This window comes from Sorangium sp. So ce693, assembly GCF_051521375.1.
Lineage (GTDB): Bacteria > Myxococcota_A > Polyangia > Polyangiales > Polyangiaceae > Sorangium > Sorangium atrum.
In genome coordinates, this window is sequence record NZ_CP150347.1 from 2949674 (window position 1) to 2971421 (window position 21748).

At 71.3% G+C, this 21748-nt stretch carries 21 protein-coding genes and 1 pseudogene; 9 read left to right on the plus strand and 13 right to left on the minus strand.

The window, feature by feature from the left end; translation table 11 throughout:
- Window positions 1–171: 171 nt before the first annotated feature.
- A complete protein-coding gene (locus WMF14_RS11325) occupies window positions 172–1011 on the minus strand; it encodes an RNA polymerase sigma factor (protein WP_437800778.1) in 840 nt (279 codons plus the stop codon).
- A complete protein-coding gene (locus tag WMF14_RS11330) occupies window positions 1008–1910 on the minus strand; it encodes a haloalkane dehalogenase (RefSeq protein WP_437800780.1) in 903 nt (300 codons plus the stop codon). Before WMF14_RS11330 ends, WMF14_RS11325 begins: the two co-directional genes overlap by 4 nt.
- Before the next feature lie 201 nt (window positions 1911–2111).
- Between WMF14_RS11330 and WMF14_RS11335 the strand changes: the two genes are divergently transcribed.
- Complete coding sequence (locus WMF14_RS11335) at window positions 2112–2342, plus strand: hypothetical protein (protein WP_437800782.1); 231 nt, start codon at window positions 2112–2114, stop codon at window positions 2340–2342.
- Window positions 2343–2628: 286 nt separating this feature from the next.
- Here WMF14_RS11335 and WMF14_RS11340 read toward each other — a convergent pair whose 3' ends face one another.
- The 4 genes from WMF14_RS11340 to WMF14_RS11355 form a co-directional block, all read right to left on the minus strand.
- The gene (locus tag WMF14_RS11340) at window positions 2629–3222 is read right to left on the minus strand and encodes a glutathione S-transferase family protein (RefSeq protein WP_437804184.1); all 594 of its coding nucleotides are present in this window, start codon (window positions 3220–3222) and stop codon (window positions 2629–2631) included.
- 395 nt (window positions 3223–3617) lie between these two features.
- Complete coding sequence (locus WMF14_RS11345) at window positions 3618–4013, minus strand: hypothetical protein (protein ID WP_437800784.1); 396 nt, start codon at window positions 4011–4013, stop codon at window positions 3618–3620.
- Window positions 4014–4155: 142 nt separating this feature from the next.
- Window positions 4156–4278 (minus strand): hypothetical protein, encoded by a 123-nt coding sequence (locus WMF14_RS11350; RefSeq protein WP_437800786.1) that lies wholly within the window; start codon window positions 4276–4278, stop codon window positions 4156–4158.
- Window positions 4279–4315: 37 nt separating this feature from the next.
- A complete protein-coding gene (locus tag WMF14_RS11355; protein ID WP_437800788.1) occupies window positions 4316–4951 on the minus strand; it encodes an RNA 2'-phosphotransferase in 636 nt (211 codons plus the stop codon).
- Window positions 4952–5138: 187 nt separating this feature from the next.
- Here WMF14_RS11355 and WMF14_RS11360 point away from each other — a divergent pair, with 187 nt between their 5' ends.
- Window positions 5139–6095, plus strand: coding sequence for a LysR family transcriptional regulator (locus tag WMF14_RS11360; protein ID WP_437800790.1), 957 nt, complete (start codon window positions 5139–5141; stop codon window positions 6093–6095).
- 61 nt (window positions 6096–6156) lie between these two features.
- Here the strand turns inward: WMF14_RS11360 and WMF14_RS11365 are convergent, their stop codons facing one another.
- Window positions 6157–6948 carry a hypothetical protein gene (locus WMF14_RS11365; RefSeq protein WP_437800792.1) on the minus strand — a complete coding sequence of 264 codons (792 nt, stop codon included), beginning with the start codon at window positions 6946–6948 and terminating at the stop codon, window positions 6157–6159.
- Window positions 6949–7618: 670 nt separating this feature from the next.
- On the opposite strand from WMF14_RS11365, the gene WMF14_RS11370 reads away from it, so the two are divergent.
- Entirely contained in the window at window positions 7619–9109 is a 1491-nt protein-coding gene (locus WMF14_RS11370) for a hypothetical protein (RefSeq protein WP_437800793.1), read from the plus strand.
- 80 nt (window positions 9110–9189) lie between these two features.
- Here the strand turns inward: WMF14_RS11370 and WMF14_RS11375 are convergent, their stop codons facing one another.
- Window positions 9190–9732, minus strand: a complete 543-nt coding sequence (locus WMF14_RS11375) for a DinB family protein (protein WP_437800795.1) — start codon at window positions 9730–9732, stop codon at window positions 9190–9192.
- 284 nt (window positions 9733–10016) lie between these two features.
- Here WMF14_RS11375 and WMF14_RS11380 point away from each other — a divergent pair, with 284 nt between their 5' ends.
- Together WMF14_RS11380 and WMF14_RS11385 are read left to right on the plus strand one after the other, a co-directional pair.
- Window positions 10017–10817, plus strand: a complete 801-nt coding sequence (locus WMF14_RS11380; RefSeq protein ID WP_437800797.1) for a class I SAM-dependent methyltransferase — start codon at window positions 10017–10019, stop codon at window positions 10815–10817.
- Window positions 10818–11098: 281 nt separating this feature from the next.
- A pseudogene (locus WMF14_RS11385) lies at window positions 11099–12082 on the plus strand (aldo/keto reductase).
- Window positions 12083–12108: 26 nt separating this feature from the next.
- Here the strand turns inward: WMF14_RS11385 and WMF14_RS11390 are convergent.
- Both WMF14_RS11390 and WMF14_RS11395 read right to left on the minus strand, forming a co-directional pair.
- Window positions 12109–12498, minus strand: a complete 390-nt coding sequence (locus tag WMF14_RS11390; RefSeq protein WP_437800799.1) for a DUF5615 family PIN-like protein — start codon at window positions 12496–12498, stop codon at window positions 12109–12111.
- Complete coding sequence (locus tag WMF14_RS11395) at window positions 12495–12728, minus strand: DUF433 domain-containing protein (RefSeq protein ID WP_272101652.1); 234 nt, start codon at window positions 12726–12728, stop codon at window positions 12495–12497. The genes WMF14_RS11390 and WMF14_RS11395 overlap by 4 nt, the downstream gene beginning before the upstream one ends.
- Before the next feature lie 271 nt (window positions 12729–12999).
- Here WMF14_RS11395 and WMF14_RS11400 point away from each other — a divergent pair, with 271 nt between their 5' ends.
- The 3 genes from WMF14_RS11400 (at window position 13000) to aqpZ (ending at window position 16534) form a co-directional block, all read left to right on the plus strand.
- Complete coding sequence (locus tag WMF14_RS11400; RefSeq protein WP_437800801.1) at window positions 13000–14919, plus strand: GNAT family N-acetyltransferase; 1920 nt, start codon at window positions 13000–13002, stop codon at window positions 14917–14919.
- A gap of 143 nt (window positions 14920–15062) precedes the next feature.
- Window positions 15063–15452 (plus strand): DUF4156 domain-containing protein, encoded by a 390-nt coding sequence (locus WMF14_RS11405; RefSeq protein ID WP_272101654.1) that lies wholly within the window; start codon window positions 15063–15065, stop codon window positions 15450–15452.
- Between the two features lie 344 nt (window positions 15453–15796).
- Window positions 15797–16534 (plus strand): aquaporin Z, encoded by a 738-nt coding sequence (gene aqpZ, locus WMF14_RS11410; RefSeq protein WP_437800803.1) that lies wholly within the window; start codon window positions 15797–15799, stop codon window positions 16532–16534.
- 36 nt (window positions 16535–16570) lie between these two features.
- On the opposite strand, the gene WMF14_RS11415 is transcribed toward aqpZ, so the two are convergent.
- The 3 genes from WMF14_RS11415 to WMF14_RS11425 are packed head-to-tail and all read right to left on the minus strand — an operon-like array spanning window position 16571 to window position 19634.
- Entirely contained in the window at window positions 16571–17704 is a 1134-nt protein-coding gene (locus WMF14_RS11415; protein WP_437800805.1) for a lysylphosphatidylglycerol synthase transmembrane domain-containing protein, read from the minus strand.
- Window positions 17697–18698, minus strand: coding sequence for a glycosyltransferase family 2 protein (locus WMF14_RS11420; RefSeq protein WP_437800807.1), 1002 nt, complete (start codon window positions 18696–18698; stop codon window positions 17697–17699). The genes WMF14_RS11415 and WMF14_RS11420 overlap by 8 nt, the downstream gene beginning before the upstream one ends.
- Before the next feature lie 18 nt (window positions 18699–18716).
- Complete coding sequence (locus WMF14_RS11425; RefSeq protein WP_437800809.1) at window positions 18717–19634, minus strand: methyltransferase domain-containing protein; 918 nt, start codon at window positions 19632–19634, stop codon at window positions 18717–18719.
- Window positions 19635–19769: 135 nt separating this feature from the next.
- Here WMF14_RS11425 and WMF14_RS11430 point away from each other — a divergent pair, with 135 nt between their 5' ends.
- Window positions 19770–21692 carry a DUF6798 domain-containing protein gene (locus WMF14_RS11430; RefSeq protein ID WP_437800811.1) on the plus strand — a complete coding sequence of 641 codons (1923 nt, stop codon included), beginning with the start codon at window positions 19770–19772 and terminating at the stop codon, window positions 21690–21692.
- The last annotated feature ends 56 nt before the right edge of the window (window positions 21693–21748 follow it).

Sequence of the window (21748 nt, forward strand, 5' to 3'; positions counted from 1 at the left end):
ATCACCTCTGCTTCGTCGACGAGACGTGGGGCGCCCTGCTCTTGGCCGGGGAGATGGCTCAGCAGATCGCACGGCCTGTGAGCCACGTCGACTGCTCTCGCCCGCGCTGCCCGGCTCCACGTCAGTCGACGTCAGTCGACGTCAGTCGACGTCAGTCGACGTCAGCCGTCTTCACGCATCGAAGAGCCTGCTCCCGCGACCGATTGCGATCATGGACCGCACCCGCGCGGCGAGGTCCTCGGGGGAGGTGAACGCGGGCTGCGCGCGGTAGAGCTCGAGCGAGCGGCGCACGGCGCGGATCTCGCCGAGGGCCTGCAGCGCCTCGAGAGAGGTACGCTCCGTGGGCTTCGCGTGAACCAGGCCGCGCGGGTTCAGACGCCCGAGCGCCACGTTGTGGTTCACCTGGAACGCACAGCGACACGGGTTCGCTGGATTCGCGACACCGCAGTGCTTCGACACGAACGCGTCGAGCGCCGCGCGCGCACGGGAGAGTCGTTTGCGGAAGGCAGCTTCCGTGATGCCGAGCGCGTAGGCCGCGTCGGTCGACTCGAGCTCGCAGATGCCGCCGAGCACGTAGGCGATGCGCAGCGGCCTGTCGAGCGCCTGGAGCATCGCCTGGGTGCAACGGAGGAAGACCTCTTCCTCGAGCAGACGCGCCTCGGCGCTCTCGAGCACCTCCGCGCCGATGGCGTTCGGCGCCTTGGCGAGATCCTCGTCGACGAGCTGCTCGAAGGTCAGGCGGCGGTACGTCGCGCGTGCGCGGAGGAGGTGTCGGCACGCGACGCGATACGCCCACGTCGAGATCGAGCTCTCGCCTCGGAACGTGGAGAGCTTCGTCACGATGAGGATGAGGATTTCCTGCGTCGCGTCGCGCGCGTCCTCGGGGTGGCCGAGGAACCTGCGCGCGAGGCGGAACAGGGGATCCTGCAGTCCTCGCACGAGCGCTTCGAGCGCCTCTCGGTCGCCCGCGCATGCGCGGATCGCCAGCGCGTCGAGACCCGCCTCGCTCATGACGCTACCGGTTGCGCGCGCGTCGGCGGAGCGAGGGTATCGAGCCAGCCTGCAAGCGCGTCGGCGATCTCCATCGGCGAGTCCTCCTGAGGATAGTGCAGACCGCGCACCGTGACCTCCCGCTGGTTCGGGAACCCGCGACAGATTTCGCGGAGCTCCCCCGTGAGGATGCGGCCCGGCTCCGCGTTCACGAACAGCTTGGGCACGCTCGATGCCGTGAGCCACGCGACGTAGGCGTCGGCGAGCGCGCAGATCGCCTTCGGCTCTCCGTCGAAGGGCAGCAGTCGCGGCCACGAGAGCGTCGGCCGCCGCCCCTCGCCCGGCACGAGGAACGGACGACGGTACTCGGCGCGCTCTTCGTCAGAGAGCGGACGCAGCATGCTGCCCTCGGAGATCATCCGCTCCAGGAAGACATTCTGCTCGAGGACGAGCATCTCGCCCGCGTCGGAGCGGATCGCCTCGAAGAACTCCCTCGCCGGTGCGGGCCATTTCCCGAGCGGCATCGATCCGACGATCGCCTCCATGTACGCGACGCCGCGCACGCGATCCGGATGCCGTCGAGCCCAGTCGAAGCCGAGCGCCGAGCCCCAGTCGTGTACGACGAGCACGACGGGCTCCTCAGGCACGACCGCGTCGAACCAGGCGTCGAGGAACCTCGCATGTGTGGCGTACCCGTAGGCTTTCCTGCCCATCTCCGGCAGCTTGTCCGAGTCGCCCATGCCGATGAGGTCCGGCGCGAGGCAGCGATGCCGCGCCGAGGTTGGTCCAACGATGTTCCGCCACAGGTACGACGACGTCGGGTTCCCGTGGAGGAACACCACCGGCGCGCCCATCCCCTGGTCGACATAGGCCATCTCGTGGCCCTCGATGCAAACTCTCTTCTTCGAGCTCGTACCCATAGATCCCGTCCTTCCCGGCCGTACGCACGCGGCGTCCGACCTTTCTCTCGGGTTCGAGACGGGGAGCCCTGTCCGTGTGACCGGAAATCGACCTCCTCGCGGCGGAAGGGCGGAACCTGCTGCGGACGCCCGGCCGGCGAGGCGGGCGGCGCCGTCGCCTGGGCGAAGGACTGGCCCTTCGCGCGGGAGGGCGGCGAGCTCGTGCAGACCGTCGGCTACTCCCGCCGCTGGTTCGCGGCGCCGCTGTCCGCGCACACCACCCGGTGGATCGCCGTCACCGCGCGCATGGCCACGGCCCCGAACCGCCTCTTCCTGCGCCTCATGGTGGTGCGCGCGATGCGGGAGGTCCTTGGCCGTGAGGTCGCGAGCACGCTGGTGTACGATGCGCCGCACTATCTCATCTGGGAGCCCGACGGGGCCGAGCCGCGCTAGCAACTCACACGCGCGGCTCAATCCGAACGTTGGGCGGCCCAGGCAAGCTCGGAGGACTCCGTGCCGAACTCGAAGCGCATCGCGGGTCTACACATCGGTCCGTTCAACGGCGTTGGGCCGGAAGAGCGCGGGGGCGCAGGCGCGATTTCGAACAGGCGGCAGCGCATCGAGGGGCCCGGCAACAGGAAGGCATGGACCTAACCCGGGCCCAACGGTCAAGCCCCGGGCCTGGGGAGCTCGCCGTGACCGCCGCTACTGAAGTCGAAGGCCTTGGCCATTCACAGCCTCAGGCTGCGACAGGAGCGTTTCGAGCGTACTCTCCCGCTTGGTCGCGCAAGGCCTTCTGGAAGGCCGGCCGCGCCTCACAGCGCTTGACGTAGGCGTCGAGCACGGGAAGCTCGGTCAGCAGGTCTGTATGCCGAAGGAACCTCAGCACGGCCGTCATCAGGACGTCCGCCGCGGTGAAGCGATCGACCAGATAGTCGCGCCCGTCGAGCCAAGCGGAGAGCGCGCCCAGCCGAACTTTCACCGCATCCACGGCCCGGGGACGCCCCAGCTTCGCCCACTGTTCTTCGCTGTGCAGCAGGTCCATCGCGAAGAGGTTCTGGATCGGCGGGCCGACCGTGTTGAGGGCGGCGAACATCCTGGCGACCGTGTTGGCGCGGTCGTGCCGGTCGACGGGCATCAGAGCCTCGGAGTCCGCGGCGATGTGATGCACGATGGCGCCCGATTCGAACAGCCCCCGACCATCCGCCTCGAAGGCCGGCACCATCCCGAAGGGGTGCTTCTGGCGGTATGCGTGCGAACTCCGCTCCTCGCTATCGACCAGTCTGACGCCAGGCCAATCCGGGTGCCACCGTGGACTTGGGTGAGCGTCCACGTGACGACGGTCTCTCGAACAAATCGCGGCGCGACGCGCGCCCGCTCGGCTCACGAAGACGTACTCCTTTTCGATCTCACGCAGGGGAGCTCGTGCCGATCCGCGGAGAGCGCGTCGCGTCCTCGCGCGCCGTCCGCCGGCAACGAAAGGTTTAACGCAGGGGCGGCGCCCCTGGGAGCAACAAGTTTGTCGCGAATCCGGTGAGCGGCGGCGCGAGCACCACGACCTCGTACGAGGCGGAGGCGACGCCAGACCGGCGAGGTAGGCCGCGAGCAGAAAGCCGAAGGCGTCCGGAGCGCCTTCGAGCATGAAGCCGTAGACCCGGACCCAGAGGACCTCGTGCGAGAGCGCGAGATAACCGCCGAGCATGGCGACGAGGACGGCAACGAGGAGCCTCATGGCTCGCCGCGACGCCCCCGGCGCAGGACCATCACGAGCGCACCGCGAAATGCGTCGTGCGCCGCGGCAACCTCCGCCGTGGCCCGGAGGCCCAGCCCGCCCAGCAGGTAGCGCGCCGCCAGAAAGGCACCGAACGCAGCGCCAAGCGTGTTGGTGAAGTACAGGTTACCTAGCGAGCGACTGACGTTACGCGATCGCGACGTGGCGTGCGCGACCAGGAGGGGAAGTGTGGCTCCCATCAGCATGACCGGGAGCACCACGAGCGGGAAGGCCACCCCGCCCGTGGCGACATGGCCAATGCCGTGCGTGACCTCTGCAACAAGGGCGAAGAGGCGAAGGCTGAAGGCGCCGTGGAGGCCTATCCCGATCTCGGAGAGCGCAAACAGCGTCACCGCAGCTTGCGGGTACCGGCGCGAAAGCGCCCCACCCGCCAGGCTCCCGAGGCCGAGACCAAGCATGAACGCGGTGACGACGATCGTGACCGACAGGATGTCGATGCCGTAGAACGCGTAGAACGCGCTGCCAGACGACCTGCTACACCAGCGCTGCCGAGCCTGAGAGGAAGAACACCGGGAAGAGCCAGGGATCCATGGCTTGCGCCTTCAGCTGCTCACCGGCTGGCAGGGCGAGCCTGGTCGAGAGGGTCTGCGAAGGCATGCTTGCGGCCGGGCTCTCTGGCCCGCGGACAAGGCCATCACGCCGCCCCGCGCGACCCCTCGCCGAAGAGCATCGCCCGCAGGGCCTCGGCCTCCCGCTGCGCCCGCGCGGCGATCGGCAAGAGCCCCACGAGGCACTCGACCGGCACCTCCCGCACCAGGATCACCCCGTTCTGGCTGCGGAAGACGCGCACGCCGCGCGCCCGGAGCTTCGCGGGGCTGATCTCGAGCATCACGTCGACCTTCGCGCGCTTGCCCACCGCGCTTCCCAGCGCGTCGGTGCAGTGGACGTGCGTGCGCGCCGCCGGCCGGATCCCCTCGCGCGCGATGCCGCTCACGGCGTCCACGCTCGTGCCGTGCCAGATCGACGCGTCGCCGTGGACCTCCTCCCACGACGCCTCGAGGCCCGCGAGCGTCACAGGCATCCCGTCGCGCGAGTGCCCTTGCGAGGCGCGAATCCGGTCGCCGCGAATCTCGAGGCGGTTCTTCGTGTTGTTCTCCACCGCCTCGTCGAGCACAGGCCGGGAGATCCGGAGCGCCTTGAGGACGTCGTCCACGGCCACCCAGCCGGCGTGGTCCATGGCGACGCCCTGCGCGGGCGCCGCGTGGCGGAGCAGCCAGGAGAGCTTCTTGCTCGTGTCGGTCAAGCGATCGCGGCCCATCTCAAGCTCCATTCTCGTCTCGTGAACCGGAGCCGCGGCCCGCGATCCGCGCGGGCAGGCAGAGGCCTCCGGAAGGTCCCTGGTCGGGACCGGGACCGAAACCGTGAAGGGAATCGGCGAGAGAAAGAATAGACGCCCGGCTATCATCCGGAAGAAGTATTTCTGGAGTCGCTATCGCGTTCTGCGATAGCTTCCCGCCATGCTCAACCTCGACTGGCTCGGCGCCTTCGTGGTCTTCACCGAGCACCTCAACTTCACGCGCGCGGCGCGGGCGCTCCATGTCTCGCAGCCGGCGCTCCACGCCCAGATCGGCAAGCTGGGCGAGGCGCTCGGCGTCACGCTCTACCAGCGGCGCGGGCAGCGGCTGGAGCTCACGGCCGACGGCAAGCGCGTCGCGGCGTTCGGGCGCGAGGTCGGCGAGCGGACGCGCTCGTTCCTCGACGTGCTCCGCCACGGCGAGAGCCGGGAGCCGGTGGTGCTCTGCGCCGGGGAGGGCTCGTACCTCTACCTGCTCGGCGAGGGCATCCGCGCCTTCACCGCGCGCGCCGCGGCCCCGCTCCGGCTGCTCACGCGCGACCGCGAGGGCACCCTCGAGGCCGTCGCGGCGGGCGAGGCGCACCTCGGCGTCGCGCCGCTCGAGGGGGCGCCGGACGGGCTCGCCGCGGATCGCCTCACCGAGGTGGCGCAGGTCCTCGTCGTCCCCGACGGCCACCCGCTCGCCCGGAAGCGCCAGGTCCGGCTGCGCGACCTCGAGGGGGCGCGGCTCGTCGTCCCCGGCCCGTCGCAGCCCCACCGGGCCCTGCTCGCTCAGGCGCTGCTCTCGGCAGGTGTCCGCTGGGAGCCGGCGGTCGAGGCGAACGGCTGGGAGCTGATGGTCCACTTCGTCCAGCTCGGCGTCGGCATCGCGGTGGTCAACGCCTGCTGCCGCCTCCCCCGGGGCCTCGTCGCGCGCCCGCTGCCCGAGCTGCCGCGCAAGGTCTTCCATCTCGTCCGCAGGCGCGGCGGCGAGCTCCAGGGCGCTACCGCGGAGCTCCGGGACGCGCTGCTCACGAACGCCTCGGCGTGGCAGAGAAACCATGCGTCGGGCGCACCGGGCGCTTCGGACGTGTCCGGCGCGCCGGATGCCGCCCGGACGGCGCCCGCGCGCCGGCGCTGAGCCTCAGCATCGCTCTTCCTGCCGCCCACCGGGGCTCCTTCCCGGGTCCTCGTTTCCTGGCTCAGGCTGCCTTTCTCGACTTCTGCTTGCTCTGCTTCGCCTTCTTGCCGCCGATGTCGTCCGGGCGGCTCACCAGCTTCGAGAAGTAGCTCGGCTCGCCGCTCGCCTTGGCCTCCTGGTACACGAAGGCCAGGTTCGACGCCTCGAACTTGTCGAAGAAATCATCCCACGAGATCTCCTCCAGGGTGTCTTCCCCGCTGTACCCTGGGAAATCGATCCGGAGGACGCCGGGCTCCCCCTCTTTCTCGGTCCGCGCCACCGTCGACGGGTGGCCGCCGCGCGCCTCGACCCACGCGCGGATCTCGTCGTGGTCGATGGTCATGTGGGACGCGTGATCGCCCTCGGCGCCCCTCGGGCGGGCCTGCTTCCCGCGAGGACGCTGCTCGGCGCCGCCGGGCTCCTCGTCGAGATCGATCTGGACCTCCACCTCGACGTCGAGCTCGGCCTTCTCGCGCTTCTCTTTCGTGCTCCTGGCGCTGCTCGCCTTCTCCGTGCTGCCCTTCGCCGCGCGCGACGTCGGCTTGCCCTTCTGGACCATGTCGTCCGGGCGGCTCACCAGCTTGGAGAAGTTGCTCGGCTGCCCGTCCGCTGTCTTCTCCTGGTACACGAAGGCGAGGTTCGACTCCTCGAACTTGTCGAAGAAGTCCTCCCACGAGATCTCCTCCAGGGTGTCTTCCCCGCTGTAGCCGGGGAAATCGATGCGGAGGATGCCAGGCTCACCGCCCTCCTCGGTGCTCTTCACCCGTCGCCGGGCGGCCTCCGCGCGATTCGGCCCACTGGCGGATCTCGTCATGAACGATGGTCGTCTTTGATGAGCTGGCCGACATGATCTTCCCTCCTGTGTTCGTGCATTCGATGGCGCGGAAAACGGCAATCTGCGTGCCAGAGGTCGATGAGAAGATCCGCGCAGGAGATGACCGACCTCGGCCATGCGGTGGCTCCCTGGAGCGAGCGTGGCGCGCCGCCGATCCCTCCCGCCGCGAGCCGTGCCGTCGCGCAGGCAACGCGCCGCGATCACCGGGCGAGACCGTGGTGAAAGGAGGGGAGCTCTGCAGTGGCCGAGGATGGGCTCGGCGATGCAATCTGCCCCGCCTGCGGCGAAATACTGCCGGTCGGCGCAGGTCCTCGCTCGAAAGCGAGGGCGTTGTCCTGGCCCGGATTGAAGCAGACAGGCAGGCAGACGGCCCGGCAGACAGGCTGCTTGACGGCCGACAGACAGACTGCCTGGCTGACTGAAACAGCCCGACAGGGGACGCACGGCACCCTCGCGGAGGCACACGCGTACGCTGCGAGGGCATCTCTCTCGGTGGCGCGCTCGCCACGGAACCAGGCGTCCCCATTGTAGCTCGCGCTCGACGCAACCACGTGGGCTGGGCCAACCCGGGTGGGCGGCGGCCGAGAGATCGAGGGAGCGCATGTCGACGCGGGTGAGCCGGTCGTGCTACCTAGAATCGAGCGCCGCGATGCGCGCTGCCGAGGCCGAGGACGTGACCGCCGCGCACCATCTGCTCCTCCGGGTCGCTGTGATCGCCGTTGCCACGGCGACCGCCGCGACCGCGGGCGCGCGCCCGCCACGCCCCGCGCCGGCGGCCTCGCTGGCCCACCCGCCGCGCCCCGCGGCAGCCCCCTCGCCAGGGCGCCCGCCGCGCCCCGCGCCGCCCCCCTCGCCGGGGCGCCCGCCGCGCCCTGCGCCGGCCGCCCCGCAGGCCCTGTTGCCTGCGCCGGCCGCCCCGCAGGCGCCCCCGGCTTCGCCCGCCTCTCCGGCCTTGCCTGCCCCGGCTTCTCCCGAGCCCGCCGCCTGGCGCGCGCTCGTCGTGGGCGGCGGCCCGAGGCCGCCCATGAACCAGGTGGCCATCGAAGGCCACATCCGGTACTTCCAGTCGTTGCTCCCGGCCACGGCGGAGCGGCGCGTCCTCTTCGCCGACGGGCGCCGCGGCACGCGGAGCGTGCAGTTCCTCGACGGCGAGCAGACGCGCTATCGCGCGCCCAGGCTGCCGCGCATCGACGGGGCGACCACCCGCCCCGGGTTCGACGCGATCTGGCGCAGGTTCGTCCACGCGCGCCCCGCCGACCCGTTGCTGCTCTATTTCGCCGGCCACGGGAGCCCGGATCCAGGGCACGACCTCGACAACAACGGTTTCGACCTCTGGGGCGGCGGAGCGCTGTCCGTGCGCGACCTCGCTGCCCGCATGAAGGAGCTGCCCGCCGGCACCCCCGTCGTCCTCGTCATGGCCCAGTGCTACTCCGGCTCTTTCGCGAACCTCCTCTTCGAGGGCGGCCGACCCGACGGCGAGCTGGTCGAGCGCGACGTCGTCGGGTTCTTCGCGGCGACCCGGGACCGCCCCGCGTCGGGCTGCACACCCGAGATCGACGAGGCGGACTACACCGATTTCAGCAGCTTCTTCTTCGCCGCCCTCTCGGGCGTCGATCGCCTCGGGAAGCGCGTCGACGGCGCCGATTACGACCGGAACCAGCTCGTGGGGATGAACGAGGCGTTCGCGTACGCCCTCCTCCACCAGGAGACGGGCGATGTGCCGGTCGCGACGTCCGATGTGTTCCTGCGCCGCTACGTCAACAAGCCCGATCACGAGACCATGGCGACCCCCTATTCCAGGGTCCTCTCGTGGTCGACCCCGGCGGAGCGGGCCGCCCTCGAGGGGCTCTCGGACGCGCTCGGCCTCCATGGAGAGCACCGGCTCCGGGCCGCCTACCATCGCGAGTTCGGGCCCGGGGTGGGCAGGAGAGACGTCGAGGACGTGGACTCGGCCCACCGCCTGCGGTTCATCCGGCTCGCCAAGACCGTGGTGCTCGCGCGGACGCTGCGGCAGAGCGGCAACCGCGCGCGGATCGAGCGCTTCGAGCGGCTGCGCGCCGCCGAGGCGCGCAATCCGCTCGTCGAGGTCAGGGCGGCGAGCCAGGCGCGACAGGTCAGCCGGCGGCGCGCAGCCCGGTGATCCAGGGCTGGCCTCGCCCGCCTGCCCCAGGTGCTATCGGATCACCGGACAGCCGCGCTCGCCGCGGGGCGAAGCACCTGTCACGGCCCGCGCCTTTCGTCCCGCAGCATCGCGATAAGATCGGTCGAGCCGGGGTCGATTCCCATCTGTGTGAGCAGGGTGGTCACCTGACCGCGGTGATGGGTCTGATGATTGAAGAGGTGCCCGACGGACCACCAGAGCGGAGAGGTGTAGACCGTCCCGCTCCGCGTGTACGTCAGGTCCCCCGCGAGCGCCCGCTCGTCGATCTCGTGCACCCAGGCGAGGATGTCCGCGTCCGTCGTGGCCCGCTCCCGGGAGAGATCGCCGAAGTCCGCATAGAGCTCCTGCGAGAGCGCGGTGATCTCGATGGCCTTCCCGCTCGGATCGCGGGAGACGAACCGCTCCGCGTCGCCGGTGAAGCGCCCCATCCACGTGCGGTCGGCGAGCAGGATATGGTTCAACGTGCCGTGGATCGACCGGAAGAAGGCCCCGCGATCGCGCTTGCGCTCCACGTCGTCGAGCTTGCCGACCAGCGCAAAGAGCTTGTCGTTCATCCACCGGTTGTAGCGAGCCAAGGCGCGGTACTGGTCGATCCAGCTCATGAGCGACTCCTCGTTGTTCGAGAGCCGGCGAACGCTACCACGCCCGCCCGCGACGGTGAAACCTGGACAGCGACGTCGCTATCGCCCGCGGCGTCACGGCCGGCGCGCACCCCCGGACCGCGCGCCTCGGGCGCATCGCCGCCATCGCGCGCGGCCGTCGAGATCGCGCTTGCTCGGTCCGCTATGGCGGACTATTGTCCTCGATAACAGACGTGGTGCGCGGAGAGACATTCCATCCGGAGCCGTCTTTCGCCGATCTCCACCTCCTCTCACAAGGAGCCACGATGGTCAGCCTTTCGCTCGATTCAGCTGTCCTGGCCGAGACCTACGATCGCGTCAGCGATCGGCAGTTCAACCACGGGAAGCTGCTCATCGAAGATCTCCAGGTTTCCCCGGGCGAGCGCGTCCTCGACGTCGGGTGTGGGACGGGCCGGCTCGGGGCGTATGTCGCCGATCGGGTCGGCCCCTCCGGCGCGGTGGCCGGCGTCGATCCGCTGCCGCTCCGGGTCGAGCTGGCGAACGGGAAGCGCCGGCCGAACTTCCGCGCCAGCGTCGGCCAGGCCGAAGATCTCTCGCAGTTCGCCGCCGGGAGCTTCGATGTCGTGTTCCTGAACAGCGTGCTCCACTGGCTGCCCGAGAAGCTCGGCCCGCTGCGCGAGGCGCGCCGGGTGCTCAGGCGGGGAGGGCGCCTCGGCATCAGCTCGGCCGCCAGGGAGCGCCCGCACGAGTTCGAGCGGGTGATCGAGGGGGTGCTGTCGTCTCTCGGCCTGACCGGCACCGCGGAGACGCTCGGCAACACGACCTACAAGGTGACCTCGGACGACCTGACGAGCACCCTCCTGCTCGCCGGCTTCGAGGATCCGAGGCTCCAGATCCGGTCCTTCACCGACCATTTCGCAGACACGGACGACGTGGTCGCGTTCTACCTGGCCAGCTCGTTTGGCAACTTCCTGTCGGACCTCGATCCGGCGGAAGCCGCGCGGGTCAAGGCCGCGCTCGCGGCCGAGCTCGAGCGCCGCCGCGCGCCGGAGGGGATCCGGCTGGAACGTCATTTGATCTTCGCCGTCGCCCGCGCGGGAGGCTGAGCGGCCGCTCCGCGGAACACAACGTCGAGGCGGGGACACGCCCGCCCGAGGGAAGCCAGCCGTCGCGGGCTCTCGAGGTGCTCCTCTGGCATCACCGGAGCAGCAGGCGCTGCGCCCGGAGCAGCATGCGCTGCCCCCGGAGCAGCAGCCGGAGCCGCCGCGATCGACAAGGCGGCGTGGGACCTCGGGGCGATTCGGGCACGGCACCTGCATTCGGCCGCGCCGCCGCTGCCTTGCCTTCCGGACATCCCTTCCCACGCGGCGGCACGAGGAGCTCGCCCATGGAGTACACAAATCTCGGTTCGACTGGCCTCAAGGTCTCGCGGATCTGTCTCGGCGCCATGACGTTCGGCTCGCCCAAATGGCGGGATTGGGTGCTCGACGAGGCGGCGAGCCGCACGCTCATCAAGCGAGCGCTGGACCTCGGTATCAACTTCTTCGACACGGCCGATGTCTACTCGCTCGGCGAGAGCGAGTAGGTGCTGGGCCGCGCGCTCAAGGATCTCGGCCCCTCGCGCGACAGGCTGGTGATCGCGACCAAGGTCAACGGCCCCATGGGCGACGACCCGAACCAGCGCGGGCTCTCGCGCAAGCACATCAGGCACTCCATCGACGACAGCCTTCGTCGTCTCGGCACCGATTACGTCGATCTCTATCAGATCCACCGCTTCGACCCGAACACGCCGATCGAGGAGACGCTCGACGCGCTGAACGAGGTCGTCAAGGCGGGCAAGGCGCTCTATCTCGGCGCGTCGTCCATGTTCGCGTGGCAGTTCGCGAAGATGCTCCACGCCTCGGACAGGCTGGGCCTCCACCGGTTCGTGGCCATGCAGAACCATTACAACCTCGTCTACCGGGAGGAGGAGCGCGAGGTGATCCCGCTCTGCAAGTCTGAGGGCATCGGGGTCATCCCGTGGAGCCCGCTCGCGCGCGGGTTCCTGGCGGGCAACCGGGGCAAGGACGGGAAGGGGGAGACGGTCCGCTCGAAGAGCGATGAGTTCGCGCAGCGGCTCTATTTCCAGGACTCCGACTTCACCGTCGTCGAGAAGGTGACCGAGATCGCCGCGAAGCGCGGCGTCCCGAACGCGCAGGTGGCGCTCGCGTGGCTGCTCCAGCAGCCGGGGGTGACCGCGCCGATCGTGGGGGCGACCAAGCTGTCGCACGTCAACGACGCGGCCAAGGCGGTGGAGCTCAAGCTCGACGCCGAGGAGCTGCGCGCGCTCGCCGAGCCGTACCGGCCGCACCCGGTGCTCGGCCACAGCTGAGCGCGCTCGGGCCTCGGTCTATCGTCCTATCGTCCTGGATCGGTCAGCGGTAATCGCCGGAGCCTGACGCGGGTAAGATCCGCTGTCACCGCCGCGCCCGCAAGGAGCTCTGAGCCGCACACCGCGAGCACATCCAGGATCATCCTGGCACATGCCTCTCCGTTCAGTCGCTCTACCCGCAGCCTCAACACAGAAGGGGCGTTCGCGTCAGCAAGTGCGAGCAGTGTGTGAAAATCTGCATCGAGCGTCACGACCACCTGCTTCGATTGCCGGGCCTGTTCGAGGATCTCCTCATCGAGCGCGGCCCACATCCCGATCTCGGCTACATGGATCGCGTCGACACCGGCCGCGCGTAACCGCTCTGCCGCCGAGCGCGGAAGCCCTTGATCCAGGAGCAATCGAAAGGTCGGCGTCATGCGCTCCGGGGCAGGTCGATGACCTCATCCCCGATCATGGCGGCGGCGAAGGCCAGGGCCTGCCGGATGTCCTCGTCGTCCAGCTCCGGGTAGTCGCGTCGCAGCTCTTCGCGGTCCGGATAGGTCGCCAGCACTTCCAGCACCCGCTTCACCGTCAGACGAAGGTCCCTGATGCACGGCTGCCCGTTCATTCGGCCAGGGTGCGCGGTGATCCGGTCAAAATTTCGCATGGTCCGAGGATCTCCCGCGGGAGGATACACCGGCCGGGACGCGGCGTCCTCGCTTGACCCGGCGGGGGCTGGCAAGCTCGGCAACCAGCGGCCAGGGGCGACGGGCGGGCCGGCGCGAGCGTTCCAGAACCCCCTCCGAGGTAGCGCGCGTCGGTTGCCTGGCCGCGCGCGCCTGCGAGGATACGGCGCCGGCAGGGGCGGGGAGCCCGGTGAGCGCCCGCGCGCGCTCGACGACGACCGAGGAGCGCTGAGCCTGCCGCTCGGAGGGCAGGTGAGCGAACGACTCGACGTAGAGGTGCTGAGCCGCCGCGAGGAGCTCGAGGCGCTGCGGGAGCCGTGGAGCGCGCTGTGGCAGCGCTGCCCGGCGGCGACGGCGTTCCAGCGGCCGGAGTGGCTGATCCCGTGGTGCCGCGCGCTCGGGCCCGAGGAGGTGCTCGCCCTGGTCTTCCGGTCGGACGAGGGGATCGTCGGCCTCGCGCCCCTCGCGGTTCACCGCATCGGCGGCGAGCGCGTCGTCGCGCTGCTCGGCGCCGGGATCTCCGATTACAACGATGTCCTGGCCGCGTCCGGGTACGAGCGCGCGGTCGCGGACGCGGCGCTCGCTTGCCTCGAAGAGCGCGCCGACGCGTGGGACGTCGCCGATCTCCACGACTTACGCCCGTCGTCGCCGCTGCTCCTCGCCGAGGCGCCCCCCGGCTGGTCGGACGAGGTCGAGAAGCACGAGGCGTGTCCGGCGGTGACGATCCCCGAGGGCGCCGGGCTGGACGCGCTGTTCCCGCCGGGGATGCGCGCGCGCGTCGCCCGCGCGCGGAAGCGGCTCGCGCGGGCCGGGGACCTGCGCCTCGACGTGGCCGACGCGGCGAGCGTGGACGAGCTGATCGAGGCGCTGTTCGCCAACCACAAGGCGCGCTGGCGCTCGCGCGGCGAGGGGGGCGTCCTCGACGAGGCGCTCCGGCCGTTCCACCGCGAGGCCGCGCGCGCGCTGTGCGCGCGGGGCGCGCTGCGGCTCTTCGGCCTGCGGCTCGACGGGCGGATCATCGCGTCGCTCTACGGGTTCGCCGAGCGCGGCGGGCTCGCGTCGTACATCACCGGCTTCGATCCGGAGCTCGCGTGGTACAGCCCGGGGCTCGTGATGCTCGCCAGCGCGATCGAGCACGCGGCGCGCGAGGGCGCGCGGACCGTGGACTTCCTCCGCGGCCGCGAGCCGTACAAGTACGACTGGGGCGCCGTCGACCGCTGGACGTTCCGCCGGCGGCTGCGGCGCCGGGGCGCACACGGGGCGGGGCGGGAGGTCGGACAGGGCGAGGGCGCGGTGCAGGCCGTCATGTCCGGCGAGGCGTCGCCGGAGGTCGGCCTGGTGCGGCTTCTCGGCGCCGCGGGGGACCTCGAGGCCGCCGCGGGCGCGATCGACGCCGCGCGGCCGGCGGCAGGGGAGGGGGAGCAGGCCGCGCGCCTCGAGGCGCTGCGCCGCTGCCTGGACGAGCGGCGCGCCGGGTGCACGACCGTGGCGGCGATGCTGGGCGCGCACCGGGGCGCGCCCAGCATCGCCGGGGAGGACGCGCGGGGAGCCTGTCGCTCCACCGCGCGGCTGTTCGACGAGCTCTGCGAGCGCTCGGAGGAGGCGAGCGTCGCTGCGTACTCGCTCGGCGATCCGGAGCTCCTCGAGCGGGCGACGCGGGAGGTGGTCGAGCTCCTCGAGCGGTGGGGCGCGATCGGGGAGGACCGCGCGATCCTGCAGATCGGCTGCGGGATCGGCCGCTTCGAGGCGGCGCTCGCGCCGAGGGTGCGCGAGGCGTGGGGGCTCGACGTCTCGCCGCGCATGATCGAGGCAGCGCGCCGCCGCTGCGCGGGGCGCTCGAACGTCGTGCTCGCGGTCTCGTCGGGCGTCGATCTGGGCGACGCGCCGTCGGCCCGCTTCGATCTCGTGTACGCGGTCGACTCGTTCCCGTACATCGTCGCCGCGGGCCCGGAGGTCGTGGATCGGCTCGTCGCGGAGGCGCGCCGGGCGCTGCGGCCGGGCGGGGAGCTCGTCGTCCTGGGCTACTCGTACCGCGGCGACCCCGCGCGCGACGCGGCCGACGTCGCGCGGCTCGCGGCCCGCCACGGGTTCGACGTCCTCACGAGCGGCGAGCGGGTGTTCTCGCTGTGGGACGCGCGGGCGTACCGGCTGCGGAAGATCGAGCAGCGGTGAGGGGCGCTCGAACCGCGACGTCACGAGGGCGATCGACGCGAGGCCGACCGTGGAGGAGGCCTGTTGGAATCCCGCCGTCCTGGAGGTTCAGCGAGGAAGAATCGCTCGCTCGCACACGTAGCAATCGACACAAGGTGCTTGCCATGAAGACATCGATCCACGGTGCGTTCGCTCTCCTCCTGAGTTGTCTGACCCTGCCCGCCTGTGCCGCCGTCGAGCTCAGCCCGGGCGCCGAGCGGGTCATCGTCACCAAGCAGCCGGCCCCGCAGGGGTGCCGGTTCCTGGGGACGGTGATCGGAGAGCAGGGCGGCTCCCTGTCTGGAGCGTTCACCAGCAATGCGAACCTGCAGGAGGGCGCGGTCAACGACATGAAGAACAAGGCCCATGGCCTGGGCGGCAACTACGTGGTCCTGGAGAACACGAACGCCGGGACCACCATCTCCGGCGACCGAGGCAACATCTCCGGCCAGCAGACCGACGTCACCCACATGGGCAACGCGTACAGCTGCCCGCCGCAGCTCGTCGGTCTGTAAGACGCCCCGATCCCGCGAGGTCGCTGCCGCGATGGTCCGCAGCGCGAGGCTCCCGGAGGCGCCGCCGGCGGGAGCCTCGTTTCCTCTGGCCGCGCGGCCCGTCCGGCCGCCTCCGGGGAGGCGCGCTCGACCAGGAGAGCCCACTCGAAGCGGTCCGACCGCAACGCGGCGGGCCGGAGCTCATCCAATGTCGACGAAGGGCCGGTGGAGCGTCGCCTCGGCGGGGTGCCCGCCGGTCGACCGTGCGGCCTGCGCCAGCCGTCGGGATGGCTCCACGGTCGGGCGCGGCCCCCGCCGCGCCCCGATCCGCGCCGAGGGGGCCTGCCGCAGGGGGAGATGAAGAGATGGAGATGTCGTTGTCCAGGCGTACGGCCGCAGAGTTTCTCGGAACGTTCTGGCTCGTGCTCGGCGGTTGCGGGAGCGCCGTGCTCTCGGCCGCGTATCCAAGGCTGGGGATCGGCTTCCTGGGCGTGGCGATCGCGTTCGGGCTCTCCTTCCTGACGATGGCCTACGCGGTGGGCCACATCTCGGGCGCGCACTTCAACCCCGCCGTCACGCTCGGCCTGATCGCCGGCGGGCGCTTTCCCGCGCGAGACCTCCTGCCGTACGTCCTCGCCCAGATCGCCGGCGCCATCGTCGCCGCCGGGATCCTCTATGCGATCGCCAGCGGCGCCGCCGGGTTCACCGTGCACGCAGGGTTCGCGTCGAACGGCTATGGCGGGCGCTCGCCCGGCGGATACTCGCTCTTCGCGAGCCTCCTGGCCGAGATCGTCCTCACGTTCGGCTTCGTGACGGTGGTCCTCGGCGCGACCGAGCACGGCGCGCCGCGCGGGTTCGCGCCGATCGCCATCGGGCTCGCGCTCACGGTGGTTCACCTCATCGGGATCCCGGTCACGAACACGTCGGTCAACCCGGCGCGCTCCACCGGTCCTGCCCTGTTCGTCGGCGGAGGGGCGCTGTCTCAGCTGTGGCTGTTCTGGCTCGCCCCGCTCGCCGGCGGCATGCTCGCGGGCGTCCTCTATCCGGTGCTCGTGGGCCCGAGGCCGAGCCGGGCCGTCGTCACGTCGCCGCCGGTCATCTGACGAGGCCGAGGAAGGGAGGAGGCCGACGGCGGGGGATCAGGCCGGCCCGGCGCCCGGCTCCCCGGCCTCGGCCTGCCGATCCCCGGCGGCGGCCAGCGCGTCCTTCGGCGAGATCCGCTCGACGAGCAGCGCCGCTCCCGCGCCCAGGAACGTCACCCCGACCTGCAGCACGTACAGCCAGAACACCGCGGCGGATCCGGGGCCGACCACGTCGCGCGGGGAGATGTACATCGACAGCCCGGCGTAGACCGAGATCTGGAACGCGCCGAAGAACCCGGGCGCGTTGGGCACGAGCACCCCGAGCGCGAGCACGCCCATCACCACGCACGCCTGGCCGAAGGTGAGCCCGGTGACGCCCGCGCCCCGGCACACCATCCAGATGCCGGCCGCATTGACGGCCCAGTACACCACCGTGACCGCCAGGAACGGGCCGGTGTAGCGGAAGCGGGGCAGGAAGCGCAGGCCGTCGGCCACGTGCTCCACGCGGTCGGCCAGCCAGACGCCGAGCCGCGGCGAGACAAGCCCGACGACCCGCTCGGTGGTGCGGCGGGCCCAGGCGCGCCGCCAGTAGAACACCCCCATGGTCACGAAGCCGGCGAAGAAGACGGCGAGCGCGGTGTACGCGGCGCCGGGGACCACCGCCGCCGAGACCTGCAGCTCGCCGATGCGGTCCGGCAGGGGGTCGAGGGGCCTCGCGATCTGCAGCGCGGCGAAGAGCAGCGCGCTCAGGTAGAGGCCGTCGAGCACCCGCTCGGCGCCCACGCTGCCCGTGGCCGCCCAGCCCGAGATGCCGCCCTGCTGGCGGATGAGCGCGGGGCGCACCAGCTCGCCCATGCGGAAGGGCAGGAGCAGGAGCGCGCCGTAGCCGATGAACGAGACGGTGAGCACCCGCCGCATCGACACCGGGCGCAGCGGCCGGAGCAGCCAGTACCAGCGCATCGCGCGCAGGGTCAGCACGAGCAGCCACACCGCGCCGTAGGCCACGGGGACCCATACGGGCACGCGCGCGAGGTGCTCGGCCGCCGGCACGACCGGCAGGGTGCCGGCGCGCATCAGCCAGACGAAGCAGCCCGCGACGACGAGCGATCCGAGGAGCCCCAGCGCGCGGCGCCGGGCGAGGTTGCCGGCTGCCGGTGCGGCGCCCTCGTGGACCGGGGCCGGCTCAGCCATCGGCGCCGCTGCCCGCGCGGTCCGCGTCGGCCCGGGCCGGGGCGCCGCGGTCCTCGCGCGCGCCGCCGTCCTCCCCGGGCCGCGGGCGCCGCACAAGGAACATCGGCCGGTGCTTCACCTCGTCATAGATCACCGCGACGTAGAGCGCGATGACCCCGACGCTGGTGAGCAGGAGCCCGCCGAGGATGAGCTGGAGCAGGATCACCGTGGTGAACCCGCTGAGCGCCTCGCCGTCCAGGTAGCGCCACAGGGTCTGCGCGCCGAGCCCGGCCGCGAACACCAGGGTGCCGAAGCCCATGGCCGTGACCATCTTCAGCGGCAGCGCCGAGAAGGCGATGAGGTTGCGGATGGAGTAGCGGATGAGGCCGACCAGCGACCATTTGGTGGTGCCGTGCAGGCGCTCGGCCACGGTGAAGGGGATCTCGGTGGTCCGGAAGCCCACCCAGGTCACGAGGCCCCGGAAGAAGCGGTTGCGCTCCGCGCATTGCATGAGCGCGTCGACCACCTGGCGGTCGATCAGCTTGAAATCGGAGGCGCCCCGGAAGTCGCCCCGCGCCGCGCCGGCCATGAGCGCGTTGAACACCCAGGTCATCATCCGGTAGACGAGGCTCTCGCGCGCCCGCGTCTCCTTGACGGCGCTCACCACGTCGTAGCCCTCGGCCCAGAGCTCGACCATGCGCGCGATGAGCGAGGGCGGGTGCTGCAGGTCGGCGTCCATGAAGATGAGCGCGCGGCCCCGGGCCTCGCTCAGGCCGGCGGCCATCGCCGCCTCCTTGCCGAAGTTGCGCGCGAGCGGCACCGGGCGCACCCGCGGATCCGCCGCGGCCGCGGCCAGGAGCCGCTCCAGGGTGCGGTCGCGGGAGCCGTCGTCCACGCAGACGAGCTCGTAGCTCCGGCCGATCTTGTCGAGGTGCCCGCGCACCACCTCGAGGCTGTGCTCGATGGCCGGCTCCTCGTTGTAGACGGGGATGACGACCGAGATGTCCACGCTCACCGCCGCGCCCTCCGCCGGCTAGCCCGGCCGCCGCGCGACGACCTTCATGCCGTGGCCGCGATCGGCGAGGCGGCCGGCGAAGTACACAGCCGCCAGCACCGAGTTCACCAGCGGACCCTGCCGCATCTCCGCCGAGCGGAAATTCTCCCAGAGCAGCGGGTCGGGATCGATCGCCAGCACCTCGTAGCCGGTGTCCTCGAGCAGCGCGCGCATGGCCCGCTCGGTGAAGAAAAAGAAATGCTCGGCGTGGTAGATCTTGAGCACCGCGTCCTTGTAGCGGCCGCCGCTCAGCTGGTAGCTGAGGTCGGCCACCTTGTAGAACGGCGAGCGGAGCGTGGGCGTGCGCAGGAAGAGGGTCCCGCCTGGCCGGAGCATCTCGCGCATCGCCCGGAGCGGCGACACCACGTCGTCGAAATGCTCGATGACGTCCATCATCGTGATGGCGTCGAGCGAGCCGCGCAGCCTGTCGAGGAGCGACTCCACCGGCCCGCACAGCGCCCGGTCCTCGCCGAGCAGCGCCGCGGCCTTCCGGCAGGCGTCCTCGGAGATGTCGCAGCCGAGCGCGTCGTAGCCCGCCTCGCGGAGCTGGGCCGCGAACTGGCCGGTGGAGCAGCCCACGTCGAGCACCCGGCCCGACGGGGCGTAGCGCTTCAGCACGCCGACGCGCTCCTGGTTCTCCTTGCGGTACGCCTCGGCGCGCCGCACGTCCTCCTCGCCGCCCATCCGCTCGTGGTACTCGGAGCGGTAGAACGCCGCGATCTTCTCGCGCGGCGCCGGCAGCCGGAAGCGCAGGCCCGAGGCGGGGCACTCGAAGATGCGCGCCTCGCTGGTGCGCACGCCCCACGACGACTCCACGCCCTCCTCGGCCTGCACGTCGAGGAAGACTCGCGCCCGCACGCCCGAGAAGGAGGGAATGGGGCAGGTGGGCGCCTCCACGGACCCAGAGGATCCGAAGGAACGGCGGCTTCGGAGCAGCTCCGCGATCACGGCCGGAACTTGGCCGAACCCGCCGCGCGCTGTCAAGACATCACGCACGCCTCGTGTCACCTGTGCTAGGGCTCGCGCCGCGAGATGGGGACCAAGATGGGGACCGGGCCCGGTGCACCCGAGGCCGACATGGCCGGGGATGACGAGATCACCGCCGGCGCAGACGGCGGGGAGAGCTCCGGCGCGGAGGGCGCAGACGGCGGGGAGAGCTCCCCGCGCGCCGCCGGGCCCGAGGCCGCCGCGGCCGGGCCGGCGCGGCCCTCGCCGCGGCAGAGGCTCGCGCCGCTCCTCCCCGAGCTGCCGGCCGCGCTCATCGCGCTCGTCATCTCCGTCTGCTTCGGGCTGAGCTACGGCGTCAACTACGGCGCCAGCAACCAGACGGCGTACATGCTGGGCGCCCTCCGGCTGCTCGACCCCAGCGTGCTCACGAAGGACTGGTACGCGACCGGCCCGGCCAACTACCACCCGGCCTTCTCCTACGTGGGCTGGCTGCTGCTCGCCATCGACCGCGGCGGCTCGGCGGTGGGCTGGGGCCTCGTGGTCACCGCGACGCTCGGCGCCCTGTGCGTGTACTGGCTCGCGGCCGAGCTGCTGAAGGACCGGCGCCTCGCGCTGGCCACCTTCCTGCTGGTGATGGCGATCGCCTTCGTCACCCGCACCGACAGCGTCGCGTCCAGCTACATCTTCGATTTCATCCTGCAGCCCTCCACCCTGGGCAGCCTCTTCCTCCTCGCGGCGCTGCCGCCCCTCGTGGCAGGTCGCACCCTGCTCTCGGGCGTGTTCCTCGGTCTGAGCGGGCTGTTCCACGCCAATTACCTCGTCCTCGGGATCGGCACCTTCGGCCTCGCCCAGCTCCTGCTCGGCTGGAGGGACGGCTGGAAGGGTCTGGCGCGGCGCATCGCCATGCAGGTCGGGCCGGCCATCGCGGTGTTCCTGCTCCTCTCCCCGCTCATCCTCCGCTCGGTGCGCTCGCCGGACGCGGCGTTCGCGCAGGAGATCCTCTTCAACATCCGCTCGCCGCACCACTACGCGCCCAGGACTTACAAGGGTAATTTCTTCCCGGTGGCGGCGTGGCAGATGTTCGGCCTCGGCGCCGGCGGGTGGCTCTTGCGCGGCCGGGAGGGGCGCGGGCGCCGCCTCGGCGCGGTGGTGCTCGCGATGGCGATCGTCATCTGGACCGGGACGCTGCTCACCACCTGGGTGCAGATCCCGCGCGTCGCGCAGCTCTTCGTGTGGCGCTTCGCGCCGTTCCTCGATCTCCTCATGCAGCTGCTCGCCTGCGCGGCCTCGGCGAGCATCGCGGCCCGCCCCTCCCTCTTCCGGCGCATCCCGTCCGCGGGCCTGGCGCTGACGCTGGGCGGCTTCGTCGCCCTGGCCATGTTCGACAAGGAGGGGGATCTGGCGCCGCCGCTCCTGCTGGCCCTCGCGCCCGGCGCCGCGGGCGCCCTCGTCGGCGCGGCGGCGTCGCTGCTCGAGCGCCGGGGCGTCGGTCTCGCCCCGGCGCGCGCATTTCTGTTGCGCTTCGGCGCTTATGCGCTCGTCGCCTACGCGGCGTTCGCCTGCCTCCGCTTCGGCGTGCCCAAGGTGAGGGGCTACGAGGAGCGGTCCAACGTGATCAAGGGCATGCGCGGGCCCGAGGCCGATATGTACGCCTGGATCCGCGCCAACACCCCGAAGGACGCGGTGTTCCTCACGCCGCCGCAGCTGGAGCGCTTCCGGCTCCTCGGCGAGCGCGCCATCGTGGTCGACTGGAAGGGCAGCGCCTACGTGCCCAGCGAGCTGGTGGAATGGTACCGGCGGCTGGAGGACGTCTCCGGGCGCAAGGGCTTCCGGCGCTCGGACGACCTGGCCGACGGCTACGGGGATCTCGACGCCGCCCGGCTCGACCCGCTGCAGAAGAAATACAAGTTCGATTACGTGGTGGTGGGCCGCGGCCGGCAGAGGGATCTGCCCGGCAAGGTCGTCTATCAGAATTCGCGCTTCGTGATCCTCGACCTCGCCGGCTGAGACGTGATCGGGACTTGATCGGAACCTGAAGCTCGCCGCGGGTCGCGTAGCGCCTG

What these genes read in the sequence shown, in the direction of transcription:
- WMF14_RS11365 (WP_437800792.1), bottom strand. Translation starts at nt 6,948, where the DNA reads ATGACGAGATCCGCCAGTGGGCCGAATCGCGCGGAGGCCGCCCGGCGA.
- WMF14_RS11375 (WP_437800795.1), bottom strand. Translation starts at nt 9,732, where the DNA reads ATGAGCTGGATCGACCAGTACCGCGCCTTGGCTCGCTACAACCGGTGG.
- aqpZ (WP_437800803.1), top strand. Translation starts at nt 15,797, where the DNA reads ATGGAGATGTCGTTGTCCAGGCGTACGGCCGCAGAGTTTCTCGGAACG.
- WMF14_RS11360 (WP_437800790.1), top strand. Translation starts at nt 5,139, where the DNA reads ATGCTCAACCTCGACTGGCTCGGCGCCTTCGTGGTCTTCACCGAGCAC.
- WMF14_RS11395 (WP_272101652.1), bottom strand. Translation starts at nt 12,728, where the DNA reads ATGCGAAATTTTGACCGGATCACCGCGCACCCTGGCCGAATGAACGGG.
- WMF14_RS11405 (WP_272101654.1), top strand. Translation starts at nt 15,063, where the DNA reads ATGAAGACATCGATCCACGGTGCGTTCGCTCTCCTCCTGAGTTGTCTG.
- WMF14_RS11370 (WP_437800793.1), top strand. Translation starts at nt 7,619, where the DNA reads ATGCGCGCTGCCGAGGCCGAGGACGTGACCGCCGCGCACCATCTGCTC.
- WMF14_RS11325 (WP_437800778.1), bottom strand. Translation starts at nt 1,011, where the DNA reads ATGAGCGAGGCGGGTCTCGACGCGCTGGCGATCCGCGCATGCGCGGGC.
- WMF14_RS11355 (WP_437800788.1), bottom strand. Translation starts at nt 4,951, where the DNA reads ATGGAGCTTGAGATGGGCCGCGATCGCTTGACCGACACGAGCAAGAAG.
- WMF14_RS11350 (WP_437800786.1), bottom strand. Translation starts at nt 4,278, where the DNA reads ATGCCTTCGCAGACCCTCTCGACCAGGCTCGCCCTGCCAGCCGGTGAG.
- WMF14_RS11415 (WP_437800805.1), bottom strand. Translation starts at nt 17,704, where the DNA reads ATGGCTGAGCCGGCCCCGGTCCACGAGGGCGCCGCACCGGCAGCCGGC.
- WMF14_RS11430 (WP_437800811.1), top strand. Translation starts at nt 19,770, where the DNA reads ATGGGGACCAAGATGGGGACCGGGCCCGGTGCACCCGAGGCCGACATG.
- WMF14_RS11330 (WP_437800780.1), bottom strand. Translation starts at nt 1,910, where the DNA reads ATGGGTACGAGCTCGAAGAAGAGAGTTTGCATCGAGGGCCACGAGATG.
- WMF14_RS11380 (WP_437800797.1), top strand. Translation starts at nt 10,017, where the DNA reads ATGGTCAGCCTTTCGCTCGATTCAGCTGTCCTGGCCGAGACCTACGAT.
- WMF14_RS11390 (WP_437800799.1), bottom strand. Translation starts at nt 12,498, where the DNA reads ATGACGCCGACCTTTCGATTGCTCCTGGATCAAGGGCTTCCGCGCTCG.